This window comes from Nonomuraea sp. NEAU-A123, from assembly GCF_018603905.1.
Taxonomy (GTDB): domain Bacteria; phylum Actinomycetota; class Actinomycetes; order Streptosporangiales; family Streptosporangiaceae; genus Nonomuraea.
In genome coordinates this window covers 244,119-268,569 of the sequence record NZ_JAHFZZ010000006.1, presented here as the reverse complement: position 1 = coordinate 268,569, position 24,451 = coordinate 244,119, and the positions used below count along the sequence as shown (strand labels likewise).

Below are 24,451 nucleotides of genomic sequence, written 5' to 3'. Positions count from 1 at the left end.
AGCTCTGCTTACGACCTAATGGGAAGCCCCCAGCTCAGCACGTACGGCGTGCCTGTCGTAGTAGGAGTTGACCGCGGGCTGGCCGGTGTAGTTGGGGCCGGCCTGATCGTCAGAACCCTGGTAGCGGTACGGCAAGTCGATGAGGCGCCGGCCCGTCCAGCTGATCCGCCGGGTGCGGCCGTCGTACCTCACACCCTGCGAACGCAGGGACGTGGTGAGGTGGCGGCCCGCGGGTGTGCCGTCCCCGAGACGGATGGAGCGAACGTCGAAGTTCGCGACGAACAGGCCGTCATCGGCGAGCCACGTGCCGATCCTGGCCAGCACCCCGAGCTTGTCGCCGATGTAGTGCAGCCCATGAACGCAGGTGATCAGGTCGAAGAGGTGCTCGGGCTCCCACGTGACGACGGAGGCGGTGATCAGCCGCAGGCGCGGCGGGCGCGATGCGCAATCGAAGAAGTCGACCAGGTCGACGCCGACGATCTCGGCCTCGTCGCCGAGCAGCTCGGCGGCCTGGCCGAGGGCGTTCCCCGTCCCGCAGCACAGATCGAGCCAACGCACCGGCTGCCGCCTGGAACGCAGCGTCTCGACGACATTGATGCCCAGCTCTCGGTCGTAGCCGGGCAGGCGTCGTTCGCGATTCATCCGGCAGTTGGCCACGACCGAGGAGCGTTCGAGCGCGTCGTCGTCGAGCAGATTCATGACCATCATGATGACCCTTGACAGCCAGCTTTACAGGAAAGAAACTTAACCAAATGCATCGAGAGAGCGCTCTCTCACCCCGAAAAGCGAGGGCGCTCCGGCTGCCGGCACCACGGTGAGGAGCCCGACACTCATGATCACAAGACGAACCCTGCTCGCCGGCGCAGCGGTAGCCGCCGCCACCCCGGTGCTGGCACTCGCCCCCCGAGCCGAGGCCGCCACGGTGCTGCCCCTGACCGTCGTCAACCACACCTACCGCTACGCCAACAACGCGATCTTCCTCTACGTCGTCGGCACCGATCTGGCCACCGGCCAGCAGGTCTACGTCCGCGCAGACGGCACGAGGGTGCCGGTATCGGCCTCCCTCAACGGGCCGGACGGCTTCGCCGACCTGTCCATCCCGCTCGCGGCCAACGGCGACACCCACCTCAACCTGCCGTGGATGTCCGGCCGCATTTACGTCTCCATCGGCCAGAAGGTGAAGTTCAGGGTGGTCACGGACGGCAACGGCCGACCGGCGTTACAGCACCCGGCCGGCTGGGTGAGCTCGGACCCCAGCTACGGCGTGCTGCACGACTTCATGGAGTTCACGTTCAAGAGCGACGGGATGTTCTGCAACACCACCATGGTCGACATGTTCAGCATCCCGATGGAACTCCGGCTCGACGGGCAGTCCAGCCAGACCGTCGGCACCCTCGTCCCGAACGGCCGCGACACCATCTTCGCCGGCATCGCGGCCAACCCCGCCTTCCGGCCCCTCATCATCGGCGACAACCTCCGGGTGATCGCCCCGGGGCATGGCATCGACTCGGGCATCTTCGCTTCCGGGTACTTCGATCCGTACATCACCCAGGTGTGGAACACGTACGCGTCGACCAACCTGCGGGTCGTGGTCGGCGGGACCACCTACACCGGGCGCGTGTCCGGCGGCCAACTCGTCTTCAACAACGGCATCCGGACGTTCGCGCGGCCGAGCACCCGCGACATCTTCTACTGCAACGGCGCCCTGGACGCCGGCGGCACCTCCGGCCCGGTCGCGGCGATCCTCGGCGCCGCGTTCAACCGCTCGACACTGCACAACCACGCCGACCAGCCGACGACCGACCGGAGCACGTTCTATCTCACGTCGGTCAGCAACCACTACGCGCGGGTCCTGCACGAGAACACCCGGGACCACAAGGCGTACGGCTTCCCCTTCGACGACGTCGCGAACTTCGCGTCCTATGTACAGGATTCGGCCCCGACGTCGCTGCGACTGCGGCTCACCCCGTTCAACGCGACGAGCGCCTGAAGTAACAGCTCACCGAACCGGCCACGCGACCTGATCAAGCTCTCCGGACATCAAGCGGGATTGATTGTTCGGGGATATCTTCGTGGAAGCAGCCGGCGACGTAGCCCGCTATCGCATGGCCGCCGATGCCGCTCGCCGGACGGCTTTGGCACCCCATGAGTCCGTGACCCTGATCAAGGGCGCAAGGAAGGCGATGCGATGACTGACGAGCAGGGCTGGGTCTCCAGCAGTCGCAGCGGTAGTGGCCAGCAGTGCATCCAAATGAAGCAAAACGGCGCAGGGGTCACCTTACGTGGTTCGAAAAACCCCTCCGGTCCCCAACTGTGGGCAAGTGCGGATGCCTGGCAGTCCTTCCTCGCCGGAGCCAAGAACGGCTACTTCGAGTTGCCTACTCCCCCACCCGCAGTTACGGACCGTACGACGAAGCCGACACCCGAGGACCTCAATCTGATCAGCACCGAATGGCTGCACACCCCTGATCAGTCGGACGCCCTTCTGTTGGTCGCATTCGCCGGCGACCACGTTGTGATGCGTCTCTCCCCCACTGTTGAGACGCTCGTCTTCACGCTCGGGGAGTGGCAGGCATGGTTGGCCGGCGCCAAGGACGGCGAATTCGACCATCTTGCATAAGCCGTACGGCGCTCGCCGAGAAGGGCCCCGCTCGGCCAACTCCTTGCCGGTCGAGAGGTACGGGCCGACCACGATCTCGACGTGTCACTCTGCACACGAACGGGGGACGGCGCCTTCGGCTGTTGTCGGCTGAAACAGCCACCGTCTACAAGTCGGCGAGGCGGAGCGATCCCATTCGAAACCGTTGGCCTTGGCTATGTCCGCTATACGGTCAATGCTCTGGTAGAAGACGAACTCAAGCGAATAACTGGAAATATCGCCGTCAGAGCTGCTTCCTGGTCCAGCCAGGCTGTCCGGAAGCGGCCAAGCAGCTCGGTCATAGCTGAGGCAAGCACTCACCGCTGAGCCGCCAGGGCCAGGTCACCGGTTTTCAGTGGCTGTGTGTTCCGACCGGTGCAGGCCCATCGCCGCCCGCACGGCGACGGCGAAATACAGGGCGTCATGCCGACCATAAATCCCCGGCATATTGCAGCTTGTTTTCGCATCCGTCATTGTTGCAGGTGATGTCTGTATTCCAGGCTGCGCAGTCTGCATGAGCGGACGCCAGGCCGAGGCGTGGATTGGTGTCGAAACGGCGTGGTAGCCAGGAGAAAGCTGTCGGAAATTGTGTATAACGAGGCGGGTGGGATAGTTTATGGTTCGCTTGTCCAAGCCCGCAACATATTCGGCGGGGTCCATTTCCACGAAGCGGCCTCCCTGCCCGCGCCGAGCCAGCTTCCGCCGCGCCCGCGCCTGATCGACCGCGAAGCCGCCATCGCCGAACTGGATGCCCTGCGGGAGGACGCGACGGATGTGCCGGTCACCGCGCTGATAACGGGTTCGGTGGGCGTGGGCAAGACCGTGCTGTCCCTGAGCTGGGCGCACATGATCCGCTCGCACTATCCGGACGGGCAGTTGTACGCCGAACTGCGCGGACATTCCGACGGCGACCCGGCCTCCCCTCAGGAGGTGCTGGGCGACTTTCTGCACGCTCTCGGCATCCCGGCAGAGCTCATACCGGGCGAACCGGCCCAGCGTGCGGCGCTGTATCGCACGGTGACCCAGGACCAGCGGCTTCTCGTCGTGCTCGACGACGCGTTCACGGCCGCTCAGGTACGACCGCTGCTACCGGCATCACCGGGGAGCATCACCGTGGTGACCAGCAGGTACCGGCTGGCCAGCCTGGTGGCCCAGGGAGCGCGTGGGGTGTACGTCGACCGCTTCGACGCCGCGGCGAGCCTCGCACTTCTCCGCGACGCGCTGGGGAGCGACCGGCTGGACCGGCAACTTGAAGCAGCGGCCGAGCTGGTCGAACTGTGCATGCGGCTGCCGCTGGCCCTGAGCGTGGCGGCGGCCCGCCTGGCCGGGCGGCCGAGCTGGCCGCTCCGCGCCATGGTCACCGCGCTGGCCGAGGAGCAGCAGACGTTGACGATCGGAGACGATGTGGCGCTCCGTTCCGCGCTCGACCTCTCCTATCGAGCGCTCCATCCCGACGCCGCCCGGCTGTACCGGCTTCTGGGCCTCGTACCGGGGAACACGTTCGGCGGCGACGCGACGGCCGCGCTCGCCGACATCTCTCGGATGGAGGCCAGGCGGCTGCTCGGCGAGCTGACCGACGCGAACCTGCTGACCGACATCTCCGACGGCCGTTACCGCTTCCATCACGCACTGGTCCGCTTGCACGCCGCCCAGTTGGTCACGGCCGAAGACCAGCGAGAGGCCCGTGAGGGCGCCGAGGGCCGGTTGCTCGCTTGGTACCTCGCCACGGCCGCACGCGCGGAACGTCAGCTCCGGCCGTACCGTACCGGGCTGCCCCGCGATGCCGAGCCGCCGCCCGCCGAGCCGACGGACTTCGGCGGCCCGCAGGACGCGCTCGGCTGGCTGGCGTCCGAGCGCGCGAACCTGAGCGCCGCCGTCACTCTGGCGCACGCACGGGGGCGCGAGGTGACGTCATGGCAGCTCGCCGATGCCATGTGGGCGCTGTTCCTGTACATGGGCCATCACGTGGAGCGCGTCGGGGTGGAGGAGACGGGGTTGGCGGCGGCGCGCGCGGCCGGGGACGCCTATGCCGAGGCGAAGATGCTGAACCGGCTGGGGCTGAGCCTGAACGACCTGGGGCGGTATGACGACGCCGTCGCGCGGTTCGACGAGGCGCTGGAGATCTGGCGTCGGCTTGGCGAACGGGGCAGGGAGGCGGGGTCGTTGCGGCGGCTCGGGCTGGTCGCGGCGGGGCGGGGGGACCACGATGCGGCCATTGCCAGGTTCACGGCCTCGATCGCCATGTATCGGGAATTGGGTGCCGATCGGAAGGCCGCGCTGGGACTCACGGATCTCGCCGGTGTCCTCGTGGCCCAGGGCCGGGGGCCTGATGCGGTGATTCACCTGGAGCAGGCGCGGGGGCTGCTGCGCGGGGTGGATGACCCCTACAACCGGGCTCGCGTGGGGATCCTTCTCGGGTACGCCCAAATCGATCACGAGCAGGCGGATCGCGAGCTACGCTCCGCGCTGGAGATCATGAGTCAATTGGGATCTTCGGTCGGCCGGGCCGCGGCCCTGGAAGGCCTGGGCGAGCTGGCCGAACGTACCGGCCGACCGGAAGAGGCGTACCACTGCTATGAAATGGCGCTGGAAGTGCTTGGCGAAGCCGAATCTGCGACGTATCTCCGGCTCAGGGGCCGCCTGGACCACCTCACTTGAGTGGGTCGTCAGCTGTTACCAGCCAACAACCCACATCATCATCTCGGCGTGCATTCTTCTTACCTTTCGGTAACTTAGGCGTTTACCGCAGTAAGTACACCATAGCCGATTGGCAAAAACAAGAAAGGGTCCCTACCAGATTTCAACCTGCCACATCGTGATCATTCAGGCGATTCTGCAGAATACCCGCCTCCGGCGCACCCAACCGCTCAAATATCCCCAAAGCCTCCCTCCACACCCCTTCCGCCGCACTCCTCCCATGAATATGCAAAAGACTCTCACCGAGGCGCTGAAGGGAACCCGCCACCAGGGAGGGATCCGCCACATCCCTAGCCAAAGAGAGCGCCCGCTCATAAGTCTCCCGAGCAAGGACAAACTGCCCACCAGCCTGCTGGGTGTCACCAATCCTCTGGAGCGCACGCGCAGTTTCGTACGCATCTCCTATATCACCCGAGATGGCAAGCGCTTTCTGGAAATGGATCAGCGCTTCAGCGGTCAGCCCCGTGTCCAGGTACATCGACCCGATATTGCTCAATGCGTCGGCCTCGTTCCGGCGGTCACCGGTCTCGCGATAAATTGACAAGGCCTCACGATAGAAGTGCAAGGCCTCGTCGCGGCGCCCCTCATGGACCATGACGCCGGCCACGTTGTTCAACGCCACAGCCTCGTTCTGCCGCCATCCCTCCTCCCGCATCATGGCGAGCGCGTCCCGGAACAGCCTGAGCGCCTCTCGATGATCACCACGGTTGAGGTGCAGTTCTCCGAAATTGTTTAACAACATCGCTTTGGTGGCGACATCCCCGATCTCCTCCACGATCTCCAGCGAACTCTCGAAGAAGGCCACCGCCTCCTCTGTACGCCGCAGGGACGAAAGCGCGATCCCCGCATGCAGCAGCGCGTTCCCTTCTCCATGCCGGTCCCCCACGGCACGGAACAGCGCGAGCGCCTCCTCCGCGTACGCCAGTGCCTCGCGGTTGCGCCCGGACAGCCAGTGCACGAGGGCGAGGTGGTCCAGGGCGTCGGCCTCGCCGCGCCGGTCATCGAGGGCTCGGAAGGCGCCGAGGCCGTTGACGGCGTGCTCGAAGGCCTCGGCGTAGTGGCCTGTGCGGCTGCGTACCAAGCTCAGTTCGAGCTCCACGCGGGCCTCCCCCTCGCGGTCGCCCACCTCCTGACAGGCCCGGCGAGCGAGCTCGTGAACGCGGGCGGCGTCCTCCCAGTGCGCCGAGCGTTCGAGGTACGTCGCGACGGCCTGCGAGAGACGGACCGCATGCTCCGGAAAGCCCCGCTCGGCGGAGTGGCGTACGCACATGACCAGATTGATCCGCTCGGCGCGCAGCCACTCGGCGGCGGAACGCGGATCGCTCACAGACGATAGATCGGAGGGCGGATGGGCCACGTCCACGGCGGCCCTGCGCCTGTGCGGGTAGAGGGCGCGATCAGCCTGGTCGGCGGTGTGCAGGTAGAAGTCGAGCAGCCGGTGTACGGCTCGCCACAATTCCTCCGCAGGTTCCTCCTCAGCGGCGCGCTCCCCCGCGTACGCGCGGAGCAGATCGTGGAATCGGACCCGGCCGGAGTCCGGCTCCTCCACGAGGTGCCGGTCGATCAGTTCCTCCAGGATGCGCTCGGCCCGCGCGAGGTCACAGCCGATCAGCGCGGCGGCCGCGCCCGCGGTGAGGTCGGCGCCGACGTGCAGGCCGAGGCGGCGGAACGCGTGCCGCCGCTCCGGAGACAGTTCCCGGTACGACAGCTCGAACGCGGTGACGAGGTCCCTGTCTCCCGCGCGCATCTCGGCCAGCCGATCCCTGGATCGGGACAGCTTCGCCACCAGGTCTCCGACACCGCGCGCCGGCCGGTGGCGGAGCTTGTTCGCCATGATCGTGACCGCGAGCGGAAGGTATCCGCACAGGTGGACGAGCCGGTTGACGTCACCGGCGTCGAGCTGCCGGTCCTGGCCGACGATCCGGCGGAAGAGCAGCGCCGCCTCGGGTGGCGCCAGAGCGTCCAGCGGGAGCGGTCGCGCCCCTTCGAGGCCGGCGAGCCGCCGCCTGCTCGTGACCAGCACGAGGCAGCCAGGCGCCCCGGGAAGGAACGGCCGCACCTGGTCGGCGCCGGCCGCGTCGTCCAGCACGATCAGGATCCGGCGGTTGGCGAGCCACGCCCGCCACAGCGCCGCGCGCGGCTCCAGCGCCTCGGGAATCCGCCGGGGATCCTCTCCCAGAAGCCGCAGCAGGGCGTCGAGACCTTCGGCGGGGTCGAGTGGCGGCTGGTGGGGATCGTGCGCGCGGAGATGGAGGTACCACCGGCCGTCCGGATACCGGTCCTTCAGCCGGTGCGCCGCGTGGATGGCGAGCGCTGTCTTGCCGATCCCGGCCATGCCGTCGATGGCCTCGATCACGACCGCTGAGGGGGAACGATCCAACACGGCGTACAGCTGGTTCAGTTCCGTCTCCCGCCCGGTGAAGTCCTGGACATCCCTGGGCAGGTTGTCGGCGAGCGGCCCACCGGGGGTGCGGTGGCGGGCGGGCGGCGCGGCCAGTTCCGGATCGCCGCGGAGCATGCGCTCGTACGTGCCGCGCAGGGACGGCCCGGGTTCGGCTCCGAGGTCGCCGAAGAGGCGGTGGCTGGCTCGGTGGTACGCCTCCAGCGCGTCACCCTGACGCCCGCAGCGATACAGGGCCACCATCAGATGTTCGATGAACGACTCGTCATACGGATACTGATCGACCAGCCCGTACAACTCCCCGACCAGTTCGGCGTGCCGGCCCGCGTCGAGCTCCATCGCCAGGCGCGTGCCGATCGCCGCGCGGTGCTCGCTCTCCAAACTCGTCCTGAACGTCGTCACCCATTCTCCGGGCAGGCCGGAAAGAGGGTCGCCCCGCCATAGATTCTCCGCTTCGCGGAGCAGGCGGAGCGCGTCTTCCGGGTTTCCACTGTCCGCGATGGCCCGCGCCTGCGCGTTCAGCTGCCGAAAACGATGCAGGTCGATCCGTTGGGGATCGACCTCCAGTACGTAAGCCCCGGAACGGTAACTCAGCCGCGCTCGGGTATCGCCGAAGCGCCGATTCAGGCGGCCGCGGAGCCGGGCGATATAGCTGTGGACGCTCTCACGCGCCTTTGCCGGCGGCGCGTCGCCCCAGACCCGGTTGATCATAGTCTCGATGGACACGGGCTGCCCGGGCGACAGGAGCAGGATCGCCAGCACGTACCGTTCCTTGGCAGATCCGAGCTCACATGACTCTCCGTCGGCCCACAACTCCACGGAGCCGAGTATTCGGAACTCCACGAGTGTCCTTTCACCGCTAAAGGAACACGTGTCGCCAGTTTCCCGCGTATTCGCTTAATGGTCCATACGCACCTTTGATCTGACTCTTCAACTTCACGATTGTTGCAAGGTTTTGTCCAGGAATGCCGTCGACTCTTGGATTGAGCCGTTAAGACGGGGATTACGGCCGGGGCGAATACGGCGACAGGAAACCGCGCCGTACACGAAAAATGGGGGGTTCGAAAGCCCGATGTCCTGTTCAGAGGGGTACCGCGTGCCAGTAGGGCCAGATGCGGCGCGCTGGGTGACGCGCCGCAGCCTGCGGACTGTACTTGTGATCGTTCACACGGTCACTGCCGGGCAGCGTCTACTGGACGTCGTCCGTCTTCTCGCCGCCGACCTGCGCGTCCAGGTGGTGTTCACCATGGGCCCGGACGTCTTCGGCAACGGGGTGAGCGAGTTGCTCGGACGCATCGGCGGCGTGGTGATGCCGTGGCAACTGGCCGTCCGCGAGCGCTTCGACCTCGCCGTCTCCGCCGCCTACGGGGGAATCGAGGACATCCACGCGCCGCTCGTGGTCATCCCGCATGGCGCGGGCTACAACAAGAGGGTCAGCCGCCGGCTGGGCGGCGGCGCCGTCGCGGCCCGAGGCGTGTACGGGCTCAGCGCCCAGGAGCTGGTACGAGACGGCATGGTGGTCCCGTCGGCGATCGTGCTCGCCCACGACGCGGAGCGCGGGCGGCTGGCGCGGAGCTGCCCGGAGGCCGTCGCGGTCGCCGAGGTCGTCGGCGACGCCTCCCATGACCGGCTCGTCGCCAGCGCGCGCGAGCGGCGCGCCTACCGCCAGGCCCTCGGTGTGCGGGGCGATCGCGAGCTCGTGGTGGTGACCTCGACCTGGGGAACGCGGTCCCTCTTCGGGCAGCGTGCGGAGCTGCTCCGGCGGATGCTGGCCGAGCTGCCCCGCGACCGCTACCGCGTGGCCGCGCTCTTCCATCCGAACGTCTGGTTCGGGCACGGCATCTGGCAGGTGCGATCGTGGCTGGCCGACTGCCTCCGTGACGGGCTCGCCCTGATACCGCCCGAGGCGGACTGGCGCGGGGCGCTCGTCGCGGCCGATCACGTTGTGGGGGACCACGGCTCGGTCGCGGTGTACGGCGCGGTCTGCGGCGCCTCGGTCCTGCTGGTGGGCGGTTCGGGAGGCGATGTGGACCCGGAGTCGGCCGGAGGACTGCTGGCTTCGGCCGCGCCCCGGCTACGGCCCGATCGGCCATTGACCGCCCAGTTGCGCGCGGCCGCCGCCTGCCACCGGCCGGGGCTGCATGCCGCGGTCGTGGCACGGCTCACCTCGGCCCCCGGCCGCTTCGACCAGAACATGCGGCGCCTGATGTACCGGCTCATGCGGATCACGCAGCCGCTCACCATCCCACGGACCGATCCGGTCCCCCCGCCCCATCTTTGAAGGAGAAGCAATGGGCAGCAAGATAGTCGTAGCCGGTGTCAGCAGCCTCTATATGGCCATGCCGGTCGCGGAGTTCCCGCTCCCGTACACGTCGCTACGCTTCCCCGGCTGGATGCGAGCCGAGGTGTCCGGGGCCGCGTGCCACATCGCCGACACCCTGCGCACCCTGGGCGACGAGGCCCGTCTGTGCACCTTCGTGGGTGAGGACGTCGCGGGCGAGGCGATCAACGCGTCGTTACGCACCCGAGGGCTGTTCGGTCCTGGGGTGGTGACGGTACCGCGCTCGTCGCTCGGGGTGGTGCTCGTGACTCCGGACGGACGGCGCTCCGGGCATCCGTACGTCGCCGCGGTCAACACCGTCGAGTACCCGGTCGAGGTGTTCCGCCGCCTGATCCGCGGCGTCGATCTCGCCGTACTCACCAACACCGCGTTCGTCCGGCCCCTGCTGGGGCACGCGCGGGCGTCGGACGTGCCGATCGCGGTCGACGTTCACCTGATCACGGACATCGACGACGCGTACAACCGGCCTTGGCTGGAGGTCGCCGACATCGTCTTCTGCAGCCACGAACGGCTCGCCGGGCCGCCTGAGCAGTGGGTGGCGGGGGTCTTCGAGCGCTATCCCGGATGCGCCATCGCCGCGGTCGGACTCGGCGGGCGCGGGTGCCTCATGGGGCTGCGCGACGGCACCCTGATCGAGGCGGCGGGTGTCGCGCCGCGCGGGGTGGTGAGCACCTCCGGGGCAGGGGACGCGCTGTTCGCGTCGTTCCTGCATGGCTGGCTCGCCACGCGGAACCCCATCACGGCCCTCAAGGAAGCCGTGCTTCACGCGGGCTGGAAGGTGGGCGACACGTTTCCCTCCGCGACCTCGCTCACGGAGGCGGAGTTGTCCCGGCTACGAGAGAGCCACCCGATCACCACGTCCCTCGGTCGCTGGGACACCGCCGCGTAAGGGAAGGTGTATCGCCGTCAAGGTCGCCGGGGCCGGTGTTCGGCGGGCACCGGCTACCTGGTTTGGCGGCGCGCCCGGTCCCGGACACGCCGGCCCGCGAGGTACACGGGTCCAGACATTCCTGCTGCGGCGCTCGGACTCGAGCCGAGCCGGCACCGGAAGTCGCGGCCGTAGTCTGGACGTCCTGGCTCCGCGCAACCAGCGTGTGAGCGCCGCAAGGTCCGTACCGAAGTCCGAGAATTCAGTGGAGACGGTCAGGTCGCGATCGGCCGTGGCGTAGACCTGGGAACGAAGCCGGCTCCTCCACGAGCCAAGGACTCACGGTCAGGCAACCTTCCACGTACGATCACCGAGAGTGGCAACCAGATCAACTGTTCCGCCAAGCGCCGCAACGTAGGCACGAACGACTTCGATCCCGGATACTTCGCCGCTTTCGATTCGGGAGACCCTGCCCTGACTCACCCCGAGCGCCTCGGCGAGTTCGGCCTGTGTGACCCCCACGGCCTTGCGCATTTCGCTCAACTGATAGCCACGCTGATACGCCTCTCGACGAGCCCGCGCCGCCAACTGGTCTGCCTCGCGCTCGGCGTCGCTACGCGGGTCGAGCGCGCGAGCCTTTGCCTTGACGTCACTCCACTTGACGAATTCAGCGCTCATCGGCCCTCCTGCTCCTTCAACGCGATCAAATGCTCGGTGAACCGCTCATCGGCCAGCGGAATCGCCTCGTCGTACCAGGATTCCCAGTTTCCCGCCTTGTCACCAGCGACCAGGAAGATGGCCTCCCGCGCCGGATCGAATGCGAAGATCATGCGAATTTCGGTCGCGCCCGAGGACGGCGGGCGCAACTCTTTCATGTTGTGGTACTGGCTGCCTTTGAGACGGTCAACCAGCGGACGGCGCGCAGTCGGCCCCTCTTCGGCGAGTTGGTCGATGGCGTCCCGGATCAGATCCGCGGAGACCGGATCACTCACGCAGATGGCCAGATACCACTCTTCCACTGCCGGATGCAGACTGATCTCCCAGCTCACACAGCAAATATAACCATTTCATCATACCCGCGTCCGAGGAATCCGGCGAGACGTCAGCGCAATCCAGCTAACAAATTTGGCCATACGCCATCAAAGACGACAGCCAACGTTGCCCCCTTCGCAACATGGAGGTGACAGAAATGACCAACGACCATCACGTGATCTACAAGCACTGCGGATGCCTGGATCCTGCAACACACCGCCGACTGAGCACTGAGCTTCTTGGGTTCGGCCGCCTCAGTGGCATACCCGAGTCGATGAGTTCGTTGGGCGGTCCCCGCGTCCGGTCGACGCCTGCGGCAAAGGTCGCTACCTCGTCCTCGTCCACGAATCAGGGGCCGCCGCGACCGCTCCCATGAGAGAGCCATCCCGTCACCACGTACCTCGATCACGGGGACTTGGCGACAGATCGCTGAGCAGGACGGGCAGGACGAGCTCCTCCTCCACCCGTACCGCGCGGCGCTCCATCACCTCCGCCAGGTTGGGATCCCACGGCGTCGGACACGGCCGTCCGGTCAGCGCTGCCTGGGAGACCGCCGCCGGAGAAGCCGCCGCAGTGGAAGGCTCCGCCGAGGAAGGCCCCGCCGGGGAGAGCGCCGCCTCGTAGGCGGCGGTGTCGAAGCGCCACGGCTCGAAGCCGTACCGGTCGTGGATGGCGGCGGCGATCGCGACGCCGCCCCAGTCGAAGTCGCCGTGGTACGCGAACCGGCCGCCGCCCTCCGACAGCAGGTCGAGCAGTTGCCAGACGGCCGCCGACGGCCGGCCGCCACCGCAGACCAGCGGCGGGCAGGACGGCCCCAGTTCGTCGGCGGCGGCCGCCACCACGACGGGGTTCTCGCAGATCCGTACCAACCCGGCAGAGGACAGGGGCCCGTCGTGGCGGCGGAGCTGGCGCAGGGTCAGAACGCAGGGCTCCCCCGCGGCACGGGCCGCCGCCAGCATGCGCCCGGTCGGCGTCCGATCGTCTCCCGGCAGGCCGAGGCAGAGCACCAGCGAGGACAGGTCGTCGAGGTGAACGCCGACGGCCGCCCACGCGGCGCGGCGCGCGTCCGCGCCGGCTTCGCCGGGGTAGGCCCGGCCGGTGAGCGCCTTGGCCGCTGACAGCGCCAGTGTCCCCAATGGCCGCCCCTCGTCGAGAGCGTGCGCGTCGCCGGAGGTCTGCGCGGCCAGGCGGCCGATGGGCAGACCGGGCGACGGCAGCCGTGCCACCACCCTGGCCAGTTGGTCGAGCAGGTGTCGCGCCTGGCCCGGGTCCGGGGCGAGCCGCCTGACCAGGCCGGTGGACTCCAGCCAGGCCCGCCATCCGGCCAGTTCGGGGCGGGTGGCTGTCGCGGCGTCGAGGTTTTCGAACGCCTCCCGCCAGGCCGATGCCGACGCCTCCCGTTCCCCGGCCAGGTCGCGTAGCGGGCCGCGGAGTCGTACCACCGCCTCTTGGAGGCCGTCCGGGGCGGCACCGCTGGTGCGCAGGACCCGGTCCACCTCCTCCAGGGAGACCGACAACGAGGTGCCCGCGCCCGCGCGGCGGCCGAGCAGCAGTTCGGCCACGCGGCGCTGCGCCGCAGTGGCGGTGGAGAGGGTGACCGTGCCGGTGAGCGGCCGGCCGCGTTCGAGCCGCTGCCGGGCGCGTTCGACGAGCCACGCCGTCTCCTCGCCGCCCAACAACCGCCGCAGCCGGTCCTTGCCCGTCGTGTCCGCGCCCGTCAAAGCAAGCTGTCCTGTACGGCGGCAGGACCGGGCTCACCGGCGACAGCCTCAAGCATGGCCTGGGGCCGCTCGGCCCGTGTCCGCTCACGCCCGTCCCACCGCCACGGCGTCACCAGCACGGCATCGATACCGTCCCGCCTGGTCAACTGGCAGATCGCCAGCCCCGGCACCGACGGATAACAACCCCACTCACGCTCGCTGGTCATCACGACGTCCATGTCAAAGGTGGCCAGCAGCCCCAGACACTTGGCCCGCGAATCATCATCCACCCCAGCGAACGCCTCATCCAGCGCCACCAACCGCGGCGTGTACGGATTCCCCGCCGACTTGTAGTGCGCCGACGCGGCGGCGAACAACGGAACGGACGCGGCCAGCACCCGCTCACCACCGGACGCGGGCCCGGTGGCCGGCCGCCACTGCCCGTCCTGGAGCCGCTGGATGGCGAACTCGTGCCAGGTCCGATAATCCAACGCTCTGGTCAGCGCCTCGGTCCAGCCCGCCGCCGGGTTGTCGGCGTGCTCGCGGGCGATCCGCTCCTGCAGGAACGCCCCGACCGCCGCCCGATCCTCCAGCGACCAGGCGTCGACGATCTGCCGGAGCTTGTCCCGTACCCGTTCGAGCCCTTCGGGGGCGTTCCTGGCCTGCTTCCACAGCAGCCGCAGCCGCATGCCGGTGGATGTGGGGCGGGCGGCCAGCTCGGCGTTCATCTCGCGTACCTCGGCCTCGGCCGCGGTGATCAGCTCCTGCAGTGTGCCGGCGACCTCGTTGAGCAGGTGGTTCTCCAGGATCTCGCGCTCTTTGGCCGACAGCAGCCGGGCGCGGTGCTCGGTCTCCTCGCCGAGAGCCGCCACCAGGCCGGGCACTTCCCGGGTACGGCCCTGAAAGAGCACGTCCACCACCATGACGCCTTCGCGCAGGGTCAGGCCGACCGAGTGGCCATGCCTGGCCATGGCGTCGGAGAGCAGTTTGTGCTCCTCCGCGACCTTCTTCTGTACCCGGTCCCAGGGCCCTTCGCCGTCATCGACGCTCTCAAGCGAAGCGTTGACGGTCCTGGCCAGGTGCACGGCGGGGGTGGCCGCCCATTCGGCGGCCGGATCGGGGATGTCGAGCTCGGGCAGTGCGACCCGCATCAGCCCGGTCGCGGCGAACGCCCGGAACTCGCGTACCTCGTCGTCGCGAAGGTCGGCCGCCTCCTTGATCTGGCGGCGCAGGCTCGCGCTGGTGGCCTCGGCCCTACCCCGCTCGGTCAGCGCCTGCTGCTGGTCGGTCCGGGCCTGTTGTTCCTGTTTCGCGCGTTCGCGCAGCTGGAGCCGTACCTCTTCGAGCCGGCGGAACAGCTCTTCCACGGCGGCGCCCGCGGTGGCCGTCAGTTCCCGGTAGGTCTCGGCGGCGGCTTCCGCCTGCTCGCGCGCCTCGGCTGCCACCGAGGCCGCCTCCGTCAGCGATTCGCGGGCCTGCGCGAGGTCGTCGGCGGCCTCCCGCGCGGCCTCCACGGCCGTCCGCGCCGCCTGCGCGGCGGGCCAGAGCTCGGCCAGCGCCAGCCGGTACGCGGCCAGGCCCGCCTTGACCGCGGCCAGCTCCTCAGCGACGACGGGCAGACCGACGTCACCCGCGAACTCCGCCGCCCGCTCCCGCGCACCGCCCAGCTCACCCTGCCGGTCCTCCGCGACCCGCTCGGCGTCGCGGTGCTCGGTCGCCAACTGGCCACGCCGCTCGTGCTCCGCGGCCAGCTTGACGTGTGCCTCCCGAACGGTCGCGTCCGGCGGCAACGCCCGCTGCTCCGCGGCGAGATCATCCTGGCGTACGACCAGCGCGGCCAGTTCCTCGCGCAAGGCGGTGATCCGCCGGTCGACCCGTTCGAGCTCGGCCCGGAGCGCGGCCAGCCTGGCCCGCCTGGCCGCTTCCCGGGCGCCTTCGCCGATGTAGTCGGCGCTGTCCTTGTGCCAGGATCCGGCCAGTACTCCGTTGCCCCACCGGCCGTCGACCGCGACCCACGTCGCCGCGCCCGGCCCCAGCCCGATCGCGGACAGTACGGCGTGCACAGCGGCGTCCGGCAGCGCGGCGGCCCGCGGGTCGGCCCGGTCGACGGCGGGGCGCAGCACGACGGCGCAGGACGGCCCGGACACCGGCGCCCCCGCCACAATGGTTGTGTCGTCCTCGGCCAGGAGGGTTCCGGCGGGGGTCAGCCAGGCGTCGAGGATGCCCGCCGCTTCCAGCGCCGCCTCCAGCCCGGCCCGGTGCTCGGCGGGCACCGCGTCCGCGAAGTCCACGGCCCGCCACAGGGGTGCGCCCAGGCGGCCATCGCGGGCGGCACCTCGGGTGTGCGGCACGGGCGGGGCGTCGTGACCGCCCGCCTCCAGCCTGACGATCTCCTCCCCCAGTTCCCGGGCCGTCTGGCGGGCCGTGGTCAGGGCCGCGTCCAGTTCGGCGCCGCGGCGGGCGAGCGCGGCGGTGGCGGTGCGGACGGCGTCGTTGACGGCGGCTTCCGCCGGATTGGCCGCGTCTGCGGTGCTCGCCCAGGTCGCCAGTTCGGCGAGCACGCCGTCGGGGTCCTCCAGTCGCAGCTCGGTCAGTCCGGCCAGGTAGAGCGTGTAAGCCTGGACGAGCTCGGTGATCCTGGTGGCCGTGGCCTCTTCCGCGGTGGCGATGCGTACGGCCGACGCCTGGAGTTCGCCGGTCAGCCGGTCCACTTCCGCGCGGGCCGCAGTCAGCCGGGTCTCGGCCTGAACGACGGCGTGGAGCAGCCGTTCGAGCTCGGCCACGGCCTGTTCCTGCCGGGTGGCGAGCGCCTCAGCCGCCGACCTGTCCAGCGGCTCGCCGGGCAACCCGGCCTCGCGTGGCCCGCCGGGCAGCCTGGCCTCGCGGGCCGCCCGCGTGGTCTGCTCCTGGGCGGCCGTCAGCGCGGTCGCCGCCTGGTCGGCCTTGAGCTGGGTCGTGTCCGCCCGTCCGCGCATCTTGTCGACCTGCTGAGTCAGGCGGTCGCGATCGCGGTCGGCGCGGCTCGCGTGCTCGCCCAGCCGCCGCGCTTCTTCGCCGGCCTGCTTGAGCCGCTCGGCGGAACGCATCTCCGGGCTCTCCTGGAGGGCGTTCCGGCGGGCCTCCAACTGGTTCTGCCGCGTGGCCAGGTCCGAGAGCAGGTCGTCGAGGTCCTCCAGCCTGGCTTCCGCGGCGGTCTGCCGGGCTTCCGCCTCGCCCAGGTCACGGCCCAGATGTTCGTAGCGGCTGTGCGCCAGGCGGGGGCCTGCCGCTTTGCGCTTGGCGGCGATGGTGGCGTACCGGCGGTAATGGGTGAGGAACGCGGCCGCGGCGGCGCGGGCCTCCTCCAGCCCGCGCAGGGCGTCGCGCTCCTCGTCCAGGCCGCGGAAGGCCTCGGCGACGGTGGCGATCAGGGCGGGGCTGAGCGGCGGCAGCGCCTCGGTGAGGGCCTTGGACAGCAGCCTCTCATCCGGCTTCTTGGACAGCTGGGGCTGGCGGAGCTGGATGAGCAGGTTGACCAGCGCTTCGTAGCGGTATTCGCCGAGGCCGAACATCGCCTCGTCCACCGCCCGCCGATAGTCGGCCGCCCGGTCGTACACCATGCCGTGGCCCTCGACGGCTTCGCGCAGCTTCTCCCTGGTCAGCACCACCCCGGTGGCGGACAGCAGGTGCAGGTCGAGGCCGGGCCGCTGGGGCGTGACGAAGAACCAATGCCGGACGATGCCACGGTCCTTGACCGCCTTGAGCCCGCAGCCGATCGTTCGGAACTCGCGGGTGCCGTCGGCGGCGCGGCGGCCGAACTCCAGCCAGGCGTAGCCCAGTCGCTCGGCATGCGGGTGTTTACCGCCGAGCAGGAGGTTCCACTCCATCCGCTTCTGCCGGTCGCCGTCGGGTTCGACCCGGTGCGGGGCCAGTTCGCCGTCCAGCAGGAACGGCAGGGTCAGGGCCAGTACCTTCGACTTGCCCGTGCCGTTGTTGCCGCGCAGCAGCAGCCGCCCGTCGTGGAAGTGGAACTCCTCCACGTCGTAGTAGAACAGGTCGACCAGGCCGGCACGCAGCGGCTTCCAGCGTTCTGAGGTGGGCTGGGGAAGCATCACGATCCTTTGACGACGGGTGCGTCGAGGGCGTAGCGGGCGATCGCCGGCAGCCCGGCGACCGTGTCGTGGCGGACTTCGGCCAGGCGCAGCGCGGTCAGCTTGCCCAGTGCCGTGGCCAGCAGGCCGTCCTCGGCGCCTGGCTCGGTCACGCCCTTGCGCCAGAAGGACGTGTGATCGCGGGCGGCCTGCCGTACGAAACTCCTGAGCTCTTCCATGCTCTGCTCTCCGCGTGCGGCGAGCAGCTCGGCCACCAGCAACGTGATGTGGCCGTCGGTACGCTGCTCGGGCATGCGTACGTCGGTCAGCTCGTCGTCGGGGTCGGCCATCGCGATGCCCTCGGCGCGGACCTCGGCGACCAGGCCGGTGGCCTCCTCGATCCGGCGGGTGATCGCGTGCCGCTGGGAGGTCAGGTACGCGCGTTCGGCCTCTTCCAGATCGGTGTAGTAGACGACCGGATCCTCCAGGAGCCGCCGGGTGAGGCGGCGACGCAGCGCCTGGTTACGCAGGTCGTCGGTGTCGGCGACCGGCTCGGCCGCCAACTCCGCGATCCGCTCGCCGAAGGACTCGGCGGTGATGGTGGACGGGCCGCGGGTGCCCGTGAGCAGGGCGGCCAGCACCGGTCTGCGCACGTCGTACAGGACGTCGCCCGTGGCCGACAGGTAGGCGTCCTCGTCGCCCGCGACCTTGCGCAGCACGCCCCAGTCGATGAGCGTGCGCACCACGGCCACCAGGTCCGCCCGCTCCTGGCGGCTGTCCAGGGTGAAGGCGAAGTCCAGCTCCGGTTCCGCCGCCGCGCTCAGCACCTCTTCGGCGAGCCCGCCGAGCGTGGTCTGCGCGTCGGCCCGTTCCAGCATGGCGAGGGCCAGGCAGAGCACCACGTAGCGCCGCCGGCCGTACGGCTCGCCGGCCCTCCCGCGCGCGGGATGGGTGGCATCGGACGGGTCCGGGGCCGTCTTGAACAGCCGCGCGTTCTCGGAGTCGACGACCAGTCGCCAGCCCGTCTCGCGGGTCAGCCAGTCACGTAGCTCGCTCAGATGGCGCCGGACCAGCACCAGCTTGTCCGGGTCGCGCAGCAGCGGGGTGGCCAGCAGCGCGCGCAGCGCGGCACGCCGCTGGGCCTGCTCCTCCTCCGGCGTCATGGCGCCACCATCAGGTCGGTGATCTCGACGACGTGCTCAGGACCGGTCAGTACGCCGTCGTCGGTACGGATCTCGACCAGGTCGCCGCCGGGGACCAGCGCCAGCCGTACCTCAAGAGAGCCGTCGCTCGTCACGGTCTTCACCTCGACGTCGTCCGGGTGCCGCGCGGCCAGCGCGTCGCCCAGCAGGCCGAGGAAGAGCCGGAAGGCACGCGGATCGAGCACGTCCAGCTCCGACAGCAGCACCGGCCCGTCCGTACGCAGCCGCGCCCGCGCCGCCGCGGTCTCGGCCGCCTCACGCTCGGCCTGCTCCAGCAGCAGCCGGCGGCCCCGCGTGCGGTCGGTCACCTTGTTCGGCTTGCCCCGCCGCTCATAGGAGCCGGTACGGCGCAGCTGCGGCGAGATCCTGATCGGCGGCGCCTGCGCCCAGGGCGTGGCGGCCGGCACGTCCTGCCATTCGCCCAGCGTGGACGCGGTGACGCTCAGATGCCGAGCCGAGCTCAGCCCGAACGCCGCCCGCCACAGCCGGTGCATCGACGCCTCGTCGGGCGCCTCGGCGAACCAGCGGGCCAGCGTACGGAAGTCGGCCGTACGGTCGGAGCGGCCCGCGCGCCGCTCGTTGAGCAGCCCGACCGTGTCGATGAGCTGCTTGATCGCGGTCACCGCCGCCTGCCGCAGCAGCCGGGCCTGCGAAGGATGGCCGGCGTCCTGGCTGACGAACCAGTCCGTCAGCCCGCGCCACCGGTTCTGCCACGAGCCGAGCGCCTTCTCCTGGGCCTGCCCCTGATCCTCACCGTCCGGCACCGCGTCGGCGGCCTCGCGCCGGGCAGCCAGCACCAGCAACCGCTCGTGATCGCTGCCCTCCAGCTCGACGAGCAGCGCCGCGATGCGCGCCCCCGAGTTGGCCAGGTCGGCGATGAACCGGTTGATGTAGTCGATCAGCCGCTCCTTGTAGGCGACGAACCCGTCCACGTCGCCGTCGGAGAAGTCGATGGCCCGCCGCAGCGACGCCATGAACGCCTGAGCGTTGTCGGCCAGCGAGGAGAACCGCTCGGCCAGCGACAGCAACAGCAGGTGCACCCTCGCGGGATCGGGTTCGTCCTCCCCGGCGAGCAGGGCCAGCGACTGCAACTGCTCGGCGATGTCGGCCAGCGCCACCGACTGCAGCGAGCCGCGCCGCCCGATCGCCTCCTCGTAGAAAGCGATGGCCTGCTCGGCGGCCTGACCGGCCGGGGTGAGCTGGAACAGCAGTCGTTTGCGGTGGAACTCCTCGACCGTGGTGACTCGGCCGGTGTCGGCGTCGGCGCGTAGATTGCCCCACTCCACCAGCTTGTCCAGCGCGCCCGCCAACTGCTCGTCACTGTCGCGCCGCAGCTCGACAGCCACGTCCTCGGGGCGCAGGTGCACGATGAACCGCTCTTTGGCGCTGACGAAGGTGCGCAGCACGTCGCGGTAGAGGGCGGCATTCGGCGCACTCAGATGCGCGAAAGGCTGAGGCTCCTGGGGCGACGAGGACATGAGGTCAAGTGTCCCTCATGTCCTCCGCGTCGAACGGGGATTTCCCTTGTCGGTCGTGTCTCTCAGGTCAGGCCGCATGAGCCTCGAACCACAGAGAGCCGAGATCGTGTCCAGAAGTGAGCCGGACATCCGCGTCGAGAGCAGCGGCAAGGAGCCGGAGCAGTGCGACCGTGGGCGCGGTGCCGCCCTCCTCGATGCACTCGATCTCATCGACGGTCAGGCCCGCTCGCTGGGCGAGTTCCGCGACGGTCAGACCGAGGGCGGTCCGCCGGTCGTACAGAGCCTTGCCGAAGGCCAGCGCCTCGCGGATCGCGATCCGCTCGAGGTCGTCCGCCGGCGGCTCTGGGCGCACCCAGCGGGGGTGGTAGCCGACCAAGGGATGGTGTTCACACGGCCTCGCACCCGCCTGCCGCCCCGGGTATGTGACCTGAGGGCCGACCTCGGGCGGCACCGCCGCACAACCTCCGCGGCCGACCTCCGCACCGTCACCACTCAGCCGCCGGCCCCACCGCTTCGCGGCCCTTCGGGTACTTCGCATGGGCGCCGGCTGCTCCGCTCGTATAAGGGGGGACGACTCTTCAACCGTTATGCCTCCGGCGGGAGCGCTGCGGCACCGAGGTGATCGGGCGGAAGGTAACTTGGAGTTGAGGAGCAATCGATCCGTCTGCCACTGAAGTCGCCCTGATAGGTCAACTGAAAGCTCTCGCAGTGCGTTGTCGGCTTCTTGCAGAAAGCTATGGCCTGCGCAGTCTCTGATATCGATGAAGGGGAACCAGTGCCCTATAGCCGAGTTCTTGCGGTTGAACGCAGAGTTAGAGAAATCGCAGCAGTCCTTGGAGTGCCGGAATTCGTCTATAGCGTGCCTTTGATTAGCAAAGGATCAAGCGTCCGAGAGGTAGGCGATGGAGTCATTTATTGTGGCGCAGGTGGCGCTATCATTCAGATTAAGGCGCGTTCGCGTCGCGAAGGGTTAAGGGATTCTGAATCTGCAGCGGCTGGCTGGATAAATAAGCATGTCACTAAGGCCGTTAGACAGGTCGGGGTTCCAAACGTACGATCGCTGCCTTCCAAGATGCTGGTCAACCGTTGTCGGCTATTCCTGTACGCGCACTAGTCCTGGGAAGCACACAACGTGATGTACTTGAAATAACTCTAAATGTCAGCTCTTCCCGATGGCCGACTATAGTAGTAGTCGATCACCCCCGCGTTCCCGAAGTAGTGCCGCCATCCCATGCCGACGCGTTCTGCATTACCCTGAAGGACTGGCATGGATTGAATCACCATCTGCGATCGATTCATGAGGTGCTGAGGTATGCAAATACGGTAATAAGGAACGGGGCAGATGTCGCCGTTCCGCTCGGTCGCGAGTTCTCTCGATTCGCTTCCATGGTCGAACATGATCAAGCGTTTGCTGCGCAAGCCAAGGGGGCTCGCGGGTGGACGTCGTTTGCTGCAGTTGCTGATCCAGTGGGCGTAAACTCTTATCGCCAGCTACTCGATCGCACCTGGGGCGAGAATGAGATATTGCCTGGCATGCCGATAGGAGACTATCGTTCGATCCTTGACTTCCTCGACAACGTTCCTGCGGCGGGTCAGGCATATGCCGGACGATGGATTATGCGCAAGCAGGAGGAGTTGAGGTCGCTTCGCCATCGGATAAGTGGATCTGTTTTGCTTGTCGATAGGCCGCTCGTCTATATGTGTGATCTTATGGAGAATCATCCAGACAGGAAGGCTTGGGTTGCTCAGCTTGCGGGTTTAACTAGTTTGCGTGCTGCCGAATGGAGAGAGCAGGGGCGTGGCCGTAAGCCAGTCCTAGGTGTTGGCGTCAGAGTCTTCGCCGATGACGATGACGAATATTCCTACTGTCTAGCTCATGAGCCAATGAGGATGCCGTCGGAACTGAGAAGGGCATTTGAATGGAGCTTCGGAGTTGCGAACTTCAAGACCTTTCATACTAGTAGTTTAAAAGTAGGCAGAAACGAGCCGTGCCCTTGCGGCAGCAATCGCAAGCATAAGCGATGTCATGGTATTTCCGGAGGCTCGAATGGAGGATCTGATGCCTTACCCGAATAGCAGTGCAGCCGTCTCACTGGCTGACTTACGACACCTACACCGCCAGACGGGTGCAGCGCGGACACGTGCGTGTGGCCGTGGGAGAGAAAGAAAGTGTCCAACCACAGATTGGTAGAGGATAAACCGCCTCTCCACATAGGCTCTTCTTAGTGCCTGCGGCCACTGCGTGCTGTACCGTTTCGCGACCCGAGCCGGACAATCCAATGCGATAATCGGTAGCAGGGGCAGTTGGCTGGCTCTCTATTGGGGAGACCAGTAGATCGTCCCAGTGAACGGGCCAGCGCCGCACCTCGCCCGGAAGGTCGGCCCAGTCACCGTCCAGTGCGACCAGTGCGAGCGTGCCACCACGTAGGACATCAGCCACCATCCCACGCTGTCCGATCAGCAACTCGCCGACGGCTCGAGTACGAGCAGGACTGTGCAGCATGTCCACGATCTCGACCCGGCATCCCAGCTTCTCGCGGGGCTCCTTCATCCGGTGCCTGATTCCGCTGCCTCTGGAGAGGGAAGATCGCGGATCGTTTCCGAGAGGGGATGCTGCCTCCGGAGATCCGCATAGCGGAAGGCGATCCGCCGTGCAGCCCGCGATGGCTCCGCTGCGGGATGGCGAGCGTACAGCACCCGCTTGCGCCGGTCGTCCCAGCCGGCCCGCCACCAGTACCACTCGCCGTCGCACCAGACCACGAGCCCGATCCAAACGGATACCAGACTCAGGCCATAGCCGTCGTGCACGTCTGTGGAGACACCCTGAGCAGCGAGAGCATCGGCCAGGACATCGGCGGCGTGCTTCTCCGGCCGGGACGAAGGGATGCTCACAGCGCCTGCTCCGCTATTTCCTGCTCCCTCAACTGCTTGGCGAGTTGGGCGACGTCGTCGGCATCGATCGTCTGGCAAAGGCCGTGATCCACCTCGTACTGTGACAGACGTCGGCCGTTCCGAGTTGCCCAGAGGCGACCTGCGGAACTGCGCCAAATGCACCAACCAGGAAAAGCTTCCTGGAGGTCTTCGAGAATTACGGGTGAGGACATGTGATCAGCGTGCTTACCGAAGAGTGACGAACCTACCGCGTTATTTAGACGTCCAGGACGTTATGGCGTTACGCTCAAAACGTCCCTGACGTCCTCCAGCCCGAGGTGTACCGTGGCCAACGTCGCCCTACGCAGCGCCATGCTGAACGCCCAGGTCACGAGCCAGAACTTGGCCGACCGGTGTGGCGTGGACGCCAAGACGGTGGAACGCTGGTTGCAGGACGAGGCTCGTGTCCCGCACCTACGGCACCAGTGGGCCGCCGCAGAGGCACTAGGAGTTGAGACAGCCGTGCTATGGCCCGACGCAATTCGCAATACCGTGAAAACGGGACCGGACAAAGAAGTGCTGTCCGTTTACCCGTATCGCTCCGCATGCCCGAAATCAGTCTGGCGTAACCTCATCAATGCGGCACGCAACGAGATCGTGTTCGCTGGCTACACAAACTACTTCCTGTGGCTGGAACACCCGAACCTGGCGAAGGTACTCAAGCGGAAGGCCCAGCAGGGCTGCAAGATCCGGTTTCTCCTCGGTGACCCCGATAGCGACGTCACACACAACCGTGAAGAAGTGGAGAACGTCCCGTTGACCGTCTCCACCCGCATCCGGATCACGCTGTCGGAGATCGAGCATCTACGTGGCATCCCCGGCATCGAGGCCCGGTACGGCGACGAGCACATCGCCATGAGCGTGTTCCGGTTCGACGCGGAGATTCTCGTCACGCCCCATCTGGCCAAGCTCGTCGGTCACGACTCGCCCATGCTGCACCTGCGGCGGTACCAGGATGATGGCCTGTTCGACCGATTCGCCTACCATGCCTCCGAGCTGTGGAGCAATGGCCGTGACGTGTGGCAACATCCCCAGCCCACGGGCCGGATCCCGGGTGACTAGCTGAGTGACGATCGGCCCGAACCGCCCTGGA

At 68.0% G+C, this 24,451-nt stretch carries 17 protein-coding genes; 7 read left to right on the top strand and 10 right to left on the bottom strand.

What is annotated here, in order from left to right; translation table 11 throughout:
• Nucleotides 1-15: 15 nt before the first annotated feature.
• Nucleotides 16-699, bottom strand: a complete 684-nt coding sequence (locus tag KLK06_RS20365; RefSeq protein WP_214637117.1) for a trans-aconitate 2-methyltransferase — start codon at nt 697-699, stop codon at nt 16-18.
• A 133-nt stretch (nt 700-832) separates the two neighbouring features.
• Here KLK06_RS20365 and KLK06_RS20360 point away from each other — a divergent pair, with 133 nt between their 5' ends.
• The 3 genes from KLK06_RS20360 (at nt 833) to KLK06_RS20350 (ending at nt 5,296) form a co-directional block, all read left to right on the top strand.
• A complete protein-coding gene (locus tag KLK06_RS20360) occupies nt 833-1,990 on the top strand; it encodes a beta-1,3-glucanase family protein (protein ID WP_214637116.1) in 1,158 nt (385 codons plus the stop codon).
• A gap of 198 nt (nt 1,991-2,188) precedes the next feature.
• Nucleotides 2,189-2,620 (top strand): DUF397 domain-containing protein, encoded by a 432-nt coding sequence (locus KLK06_RS20355; protein ID WP_214637115.1) that lies wholly within the window; start codon nt 2,189-2,191, stop codon nt 2,618-2,620.
• Nucleotides 2,621-3,226: 606 nt separating this feature from the next.
• Nucleotides 3,227-5,296 (top strand): tetratricopeptide repeat protein, encoded by a 2,070-nt coding sequence (locus tag KLK06_RS20350; protein WP_214637114.1) that lies wholly within the window; start codon nt 3,227-3,229, stop codon nt 5,294-5,296.
• A gap of 142 nt (nt 5,297-5,438) precedes the next feature.
• On the opposite strand, the gene KLK06_RS20345 is transcribed toward KLK06_RS20350, so the two are convergent.
• Nucleotides 5,439-8,579, bottom strand: coding sequence for a tetratricopeptide repeat protein (locus KLK06_RS20345; protein WP_214637113.1), 3,141 nt, complete (start codon nt 8,577-8,579; stop codon nt 5,439-5,441).
• Between the two features lie 313 nt (nt 8,580-8,892).
• Here KLK06_RS20345 and KLK06_RS20340 point away from each other — a divergent pair, with 313 nt between their 5' ends.
• Nucleotides 8,893-10,017, top strand: a complete 1,125-nt coding sequence (locus KLK06_RS20340) for a hypothetical protein (RefSeq protein WP_308168351.1) — start codon at nt 8,893-8,895, stop codon at nt 10,015-10,017.
• 10 nt (nt 10,018-10,027) lie between these two features.
• Nucleotides 10,028-10,966, top strand: coding sequence for a carbohydrate kinase family protein (locus KLK06_RS20335; protein WP_214637111.1), 939 nt, complete (start codon nt 10,028-10,030; stop codon nt 10,964-10,966).
• Between the two features lie 324 nt (nt 10,967-11,290).
• On the opposite strand, the gene KLK06_RS20330 is transcribed toward KLK06_RS20335, so the two are convergent.
• The 7 genes from KLK06_RS20330 to KLK06_RS20300 form a co-directional block, all read right to left on the bottom strand.
• Complete coding sequence (locus KLK06_RS20330; protein WP_214637110.1) at nt 11,291-11,623, bottom strand: helix-turn-helix transcriptional regulator; 333 nt, start codon at nt 11,621-11,623, stop codon at nt 11,291-11,293.
• Complete coding sequence (locus tag KLK06_RS20325; protein ID WP_214637109.1) at nt 11,620-11,994, bottom strand: type II toxin-antitoxin system RelE/ParE family toxin; 375 nt, start codon at nt 11,992-11,994, stop codon at nt 11,620-11,622. The genes KLK06_RS20330 and KLK06_RS20325 overlap by 4 nt, the downstream gene beginning before the upstream one ends.
• Nucleotides 11,995-12,366: 372 nt before the next feature.
• Nucleotides 12,367-13,698: a TIGR02679 family protein gene (locus tag KLK06_RS20320; protein WP_214637108.1), complete on the bottom strand. Its 1,332-nt coding sequence runs from the start codon at nt 13,696-13,698 to the stop codon at nt 12,367-12,369.
• Entirely contained in the window at nt 13,695-17,768 is a 4,074-nt protein-coding gene (locus KLK06_RS20315) for a TIGR02680 family protein (RefSeq protein ID WP_214637107.1), read from the bottom strand. The genes KLK06_RS20320 and KLK06_RS20315 overlap by 4 nt, the downstream gene beginning before the upstream one ends.
• The gene (locus KLK06_RS20310; protein ID WP_214637106.1) at nt 17,768-18,910 is read right to left on the bottom strand and encodes a TIGR02678 family protein; all 1,143 of its coding nucleotides are present in this window, start codon (nt 18,908-18,910) and stop codon (nt 17,768-17,770) included. Before KLK06_RS20310 ends, KLK06_RS20315 begins: the two co-directional genes overlap by 1 nt.
• Nucleotides 18,907-20,427, bottom strand: a complete 1,521-nt coding sequence (locus KLK06_RS20305; RefSeq protein ID WP_214637105.1) for a TIGR02677 family protein — start codon at nt 20,425-20,427, stop codon at nt 18,907-18,909. The genes KLK06_RS20310 and KLK06_RS20305 overlap by 4 nt, the downstream gene beginning before the upstream one ends.
• 67 nt (nt 20,428-20,494) lie before the next feature.
• Nucleotides 20,495-20,779 carry a helix-turn-helix transcriptional regulator gene (locus KLK06_RS20300; protein WP_308168350.1) on the bottom strand — a complete coding sequence of 95 codons (285 nt, stop codon included), beginning with the start codon at nt 20,777-20,779 and terminating at the stop codon, nt 20,495-20,497.
• Nucleotides 20,780-21,813: 1,034 nt separating this feature from the next.
• On the opposite strand from KLK06_RS20300, the gene KLK06_RS63100 reads away from it, so the two are divergent.
• Nucleotides 21,814-22,503: an SEC-C metal-binding domain-containing protein gene (locus KLK06_RS63100; RefSeq protein WP_214637103.1), complete on the top strand. Its 690-nt coding sequence runs from the start codon at nt 21,814-21,816 to the stop codon at nt 22,501-22,503.
• A gap of 471 nt (nt 22,504-22,974) precedes the next feature.
• Here KLK06_RS63100 and KLK06_RS20290 read toward each other — a convergent pair whose 3' ends face one another.
• Nucleotides 22,975-23,319, bottom strand: coding sequence for a hypothetical protein (locus KLK06_RS20290; RefSeq protein ID WP_214637102.1), 345 nt, complete (start codon nt 23,317-23,319; stop codon nt 22,975-22,977).
• 324 nt (nt 23,320-23,643) lie between these two features.
• Here KLK06_RS20290 and KLK06_RS20280 point away from each other — a divergent pair, with 324 nt between their 5' ends.
• A complete protein-coding gene (locus KLK06_RS20280) occupies nt 23,644-24,420 on the top strand; it encodes a hypothetical protein (RefSeq protein ID WP_214637100.1) in 777 nt (258 codons plus the stop codon).
• Nucleotides 24,421-24,451 lie beyond the last annotated feature (31 nt).

What these genes read in the sequence shown, in the direction of transcription:
- KLK06_RS63100 (WP_214637103.1), top strand. Translation starts at nt 21,814, where the DNA reads ATGGTCGAACATGATCAAGCGTTTGCTGCGCAAGCCAAGGGGGCTCGC.
- KLK06_RS20305 (WP_214637105.1), bottom strand. Translation starts at nt 20,427, where the DNA reads ATGTCCTCGTCGCCCCAGGAGCCTCAGCCTTTCGCGCATCTGAGTGCG.
- KLK06_RS20360 (WP_214637116.1), top strand. Translation starts at nt 833, where the DNA reads ATGATCACAAGACGAACCCTGCTCGCCGGCGCAGCGGTAGCCGCCGCC.
- KLK06_RS20365 (WP_214637117.1), bottom strand. Translation starts at nt 699, where the DNA reads ATGAATCTGCTCGACGACGACGCGCTCGAACGCTCCTCGGTCGTGGCC.
- KLK06_RS20315 (WP_214637107.1), bottom strand. Translation starts at nt 17,768, where the DNA reads ATGCTTCCCCAGCCCACCTCAGAACGCTGGAAGCCGCTGCGTGCCGGC.
- KLK06_RS20310 (WP_214637106.1), bottom strand. Translation starts at nt 18,910, where the DNA reads ATGACGCCGGAGGAGGAGCAGGCCCAGCGGCGTGCCGCGCTGCGCGCG.
- KLK06_RS20330 (WP_214637110.1), bottom strand. Translation starts at nt 11,623, where the DNA reads ATGAGCGCTGAATTCGTCAAGTGGAGTGACGTCAAGGCAAAGGCTCGC.
- KLK06_RS20355 (WP_214637115.1), top strand. Translation starts at nt 2,189, where the DNA reads ATGACTGACGAGCAGGGCTGGGTCTCCAGCAGTCGCAGCGGTAGTGGC.
- KLK06_RS20335 (WP_214637111.1), top strand. Translation starts at nt 10,028, where the DNA reads ATGGGCAGCAAGATAGTCGTAGCCGGTGTCAGCAGCCTCTATATGGCC.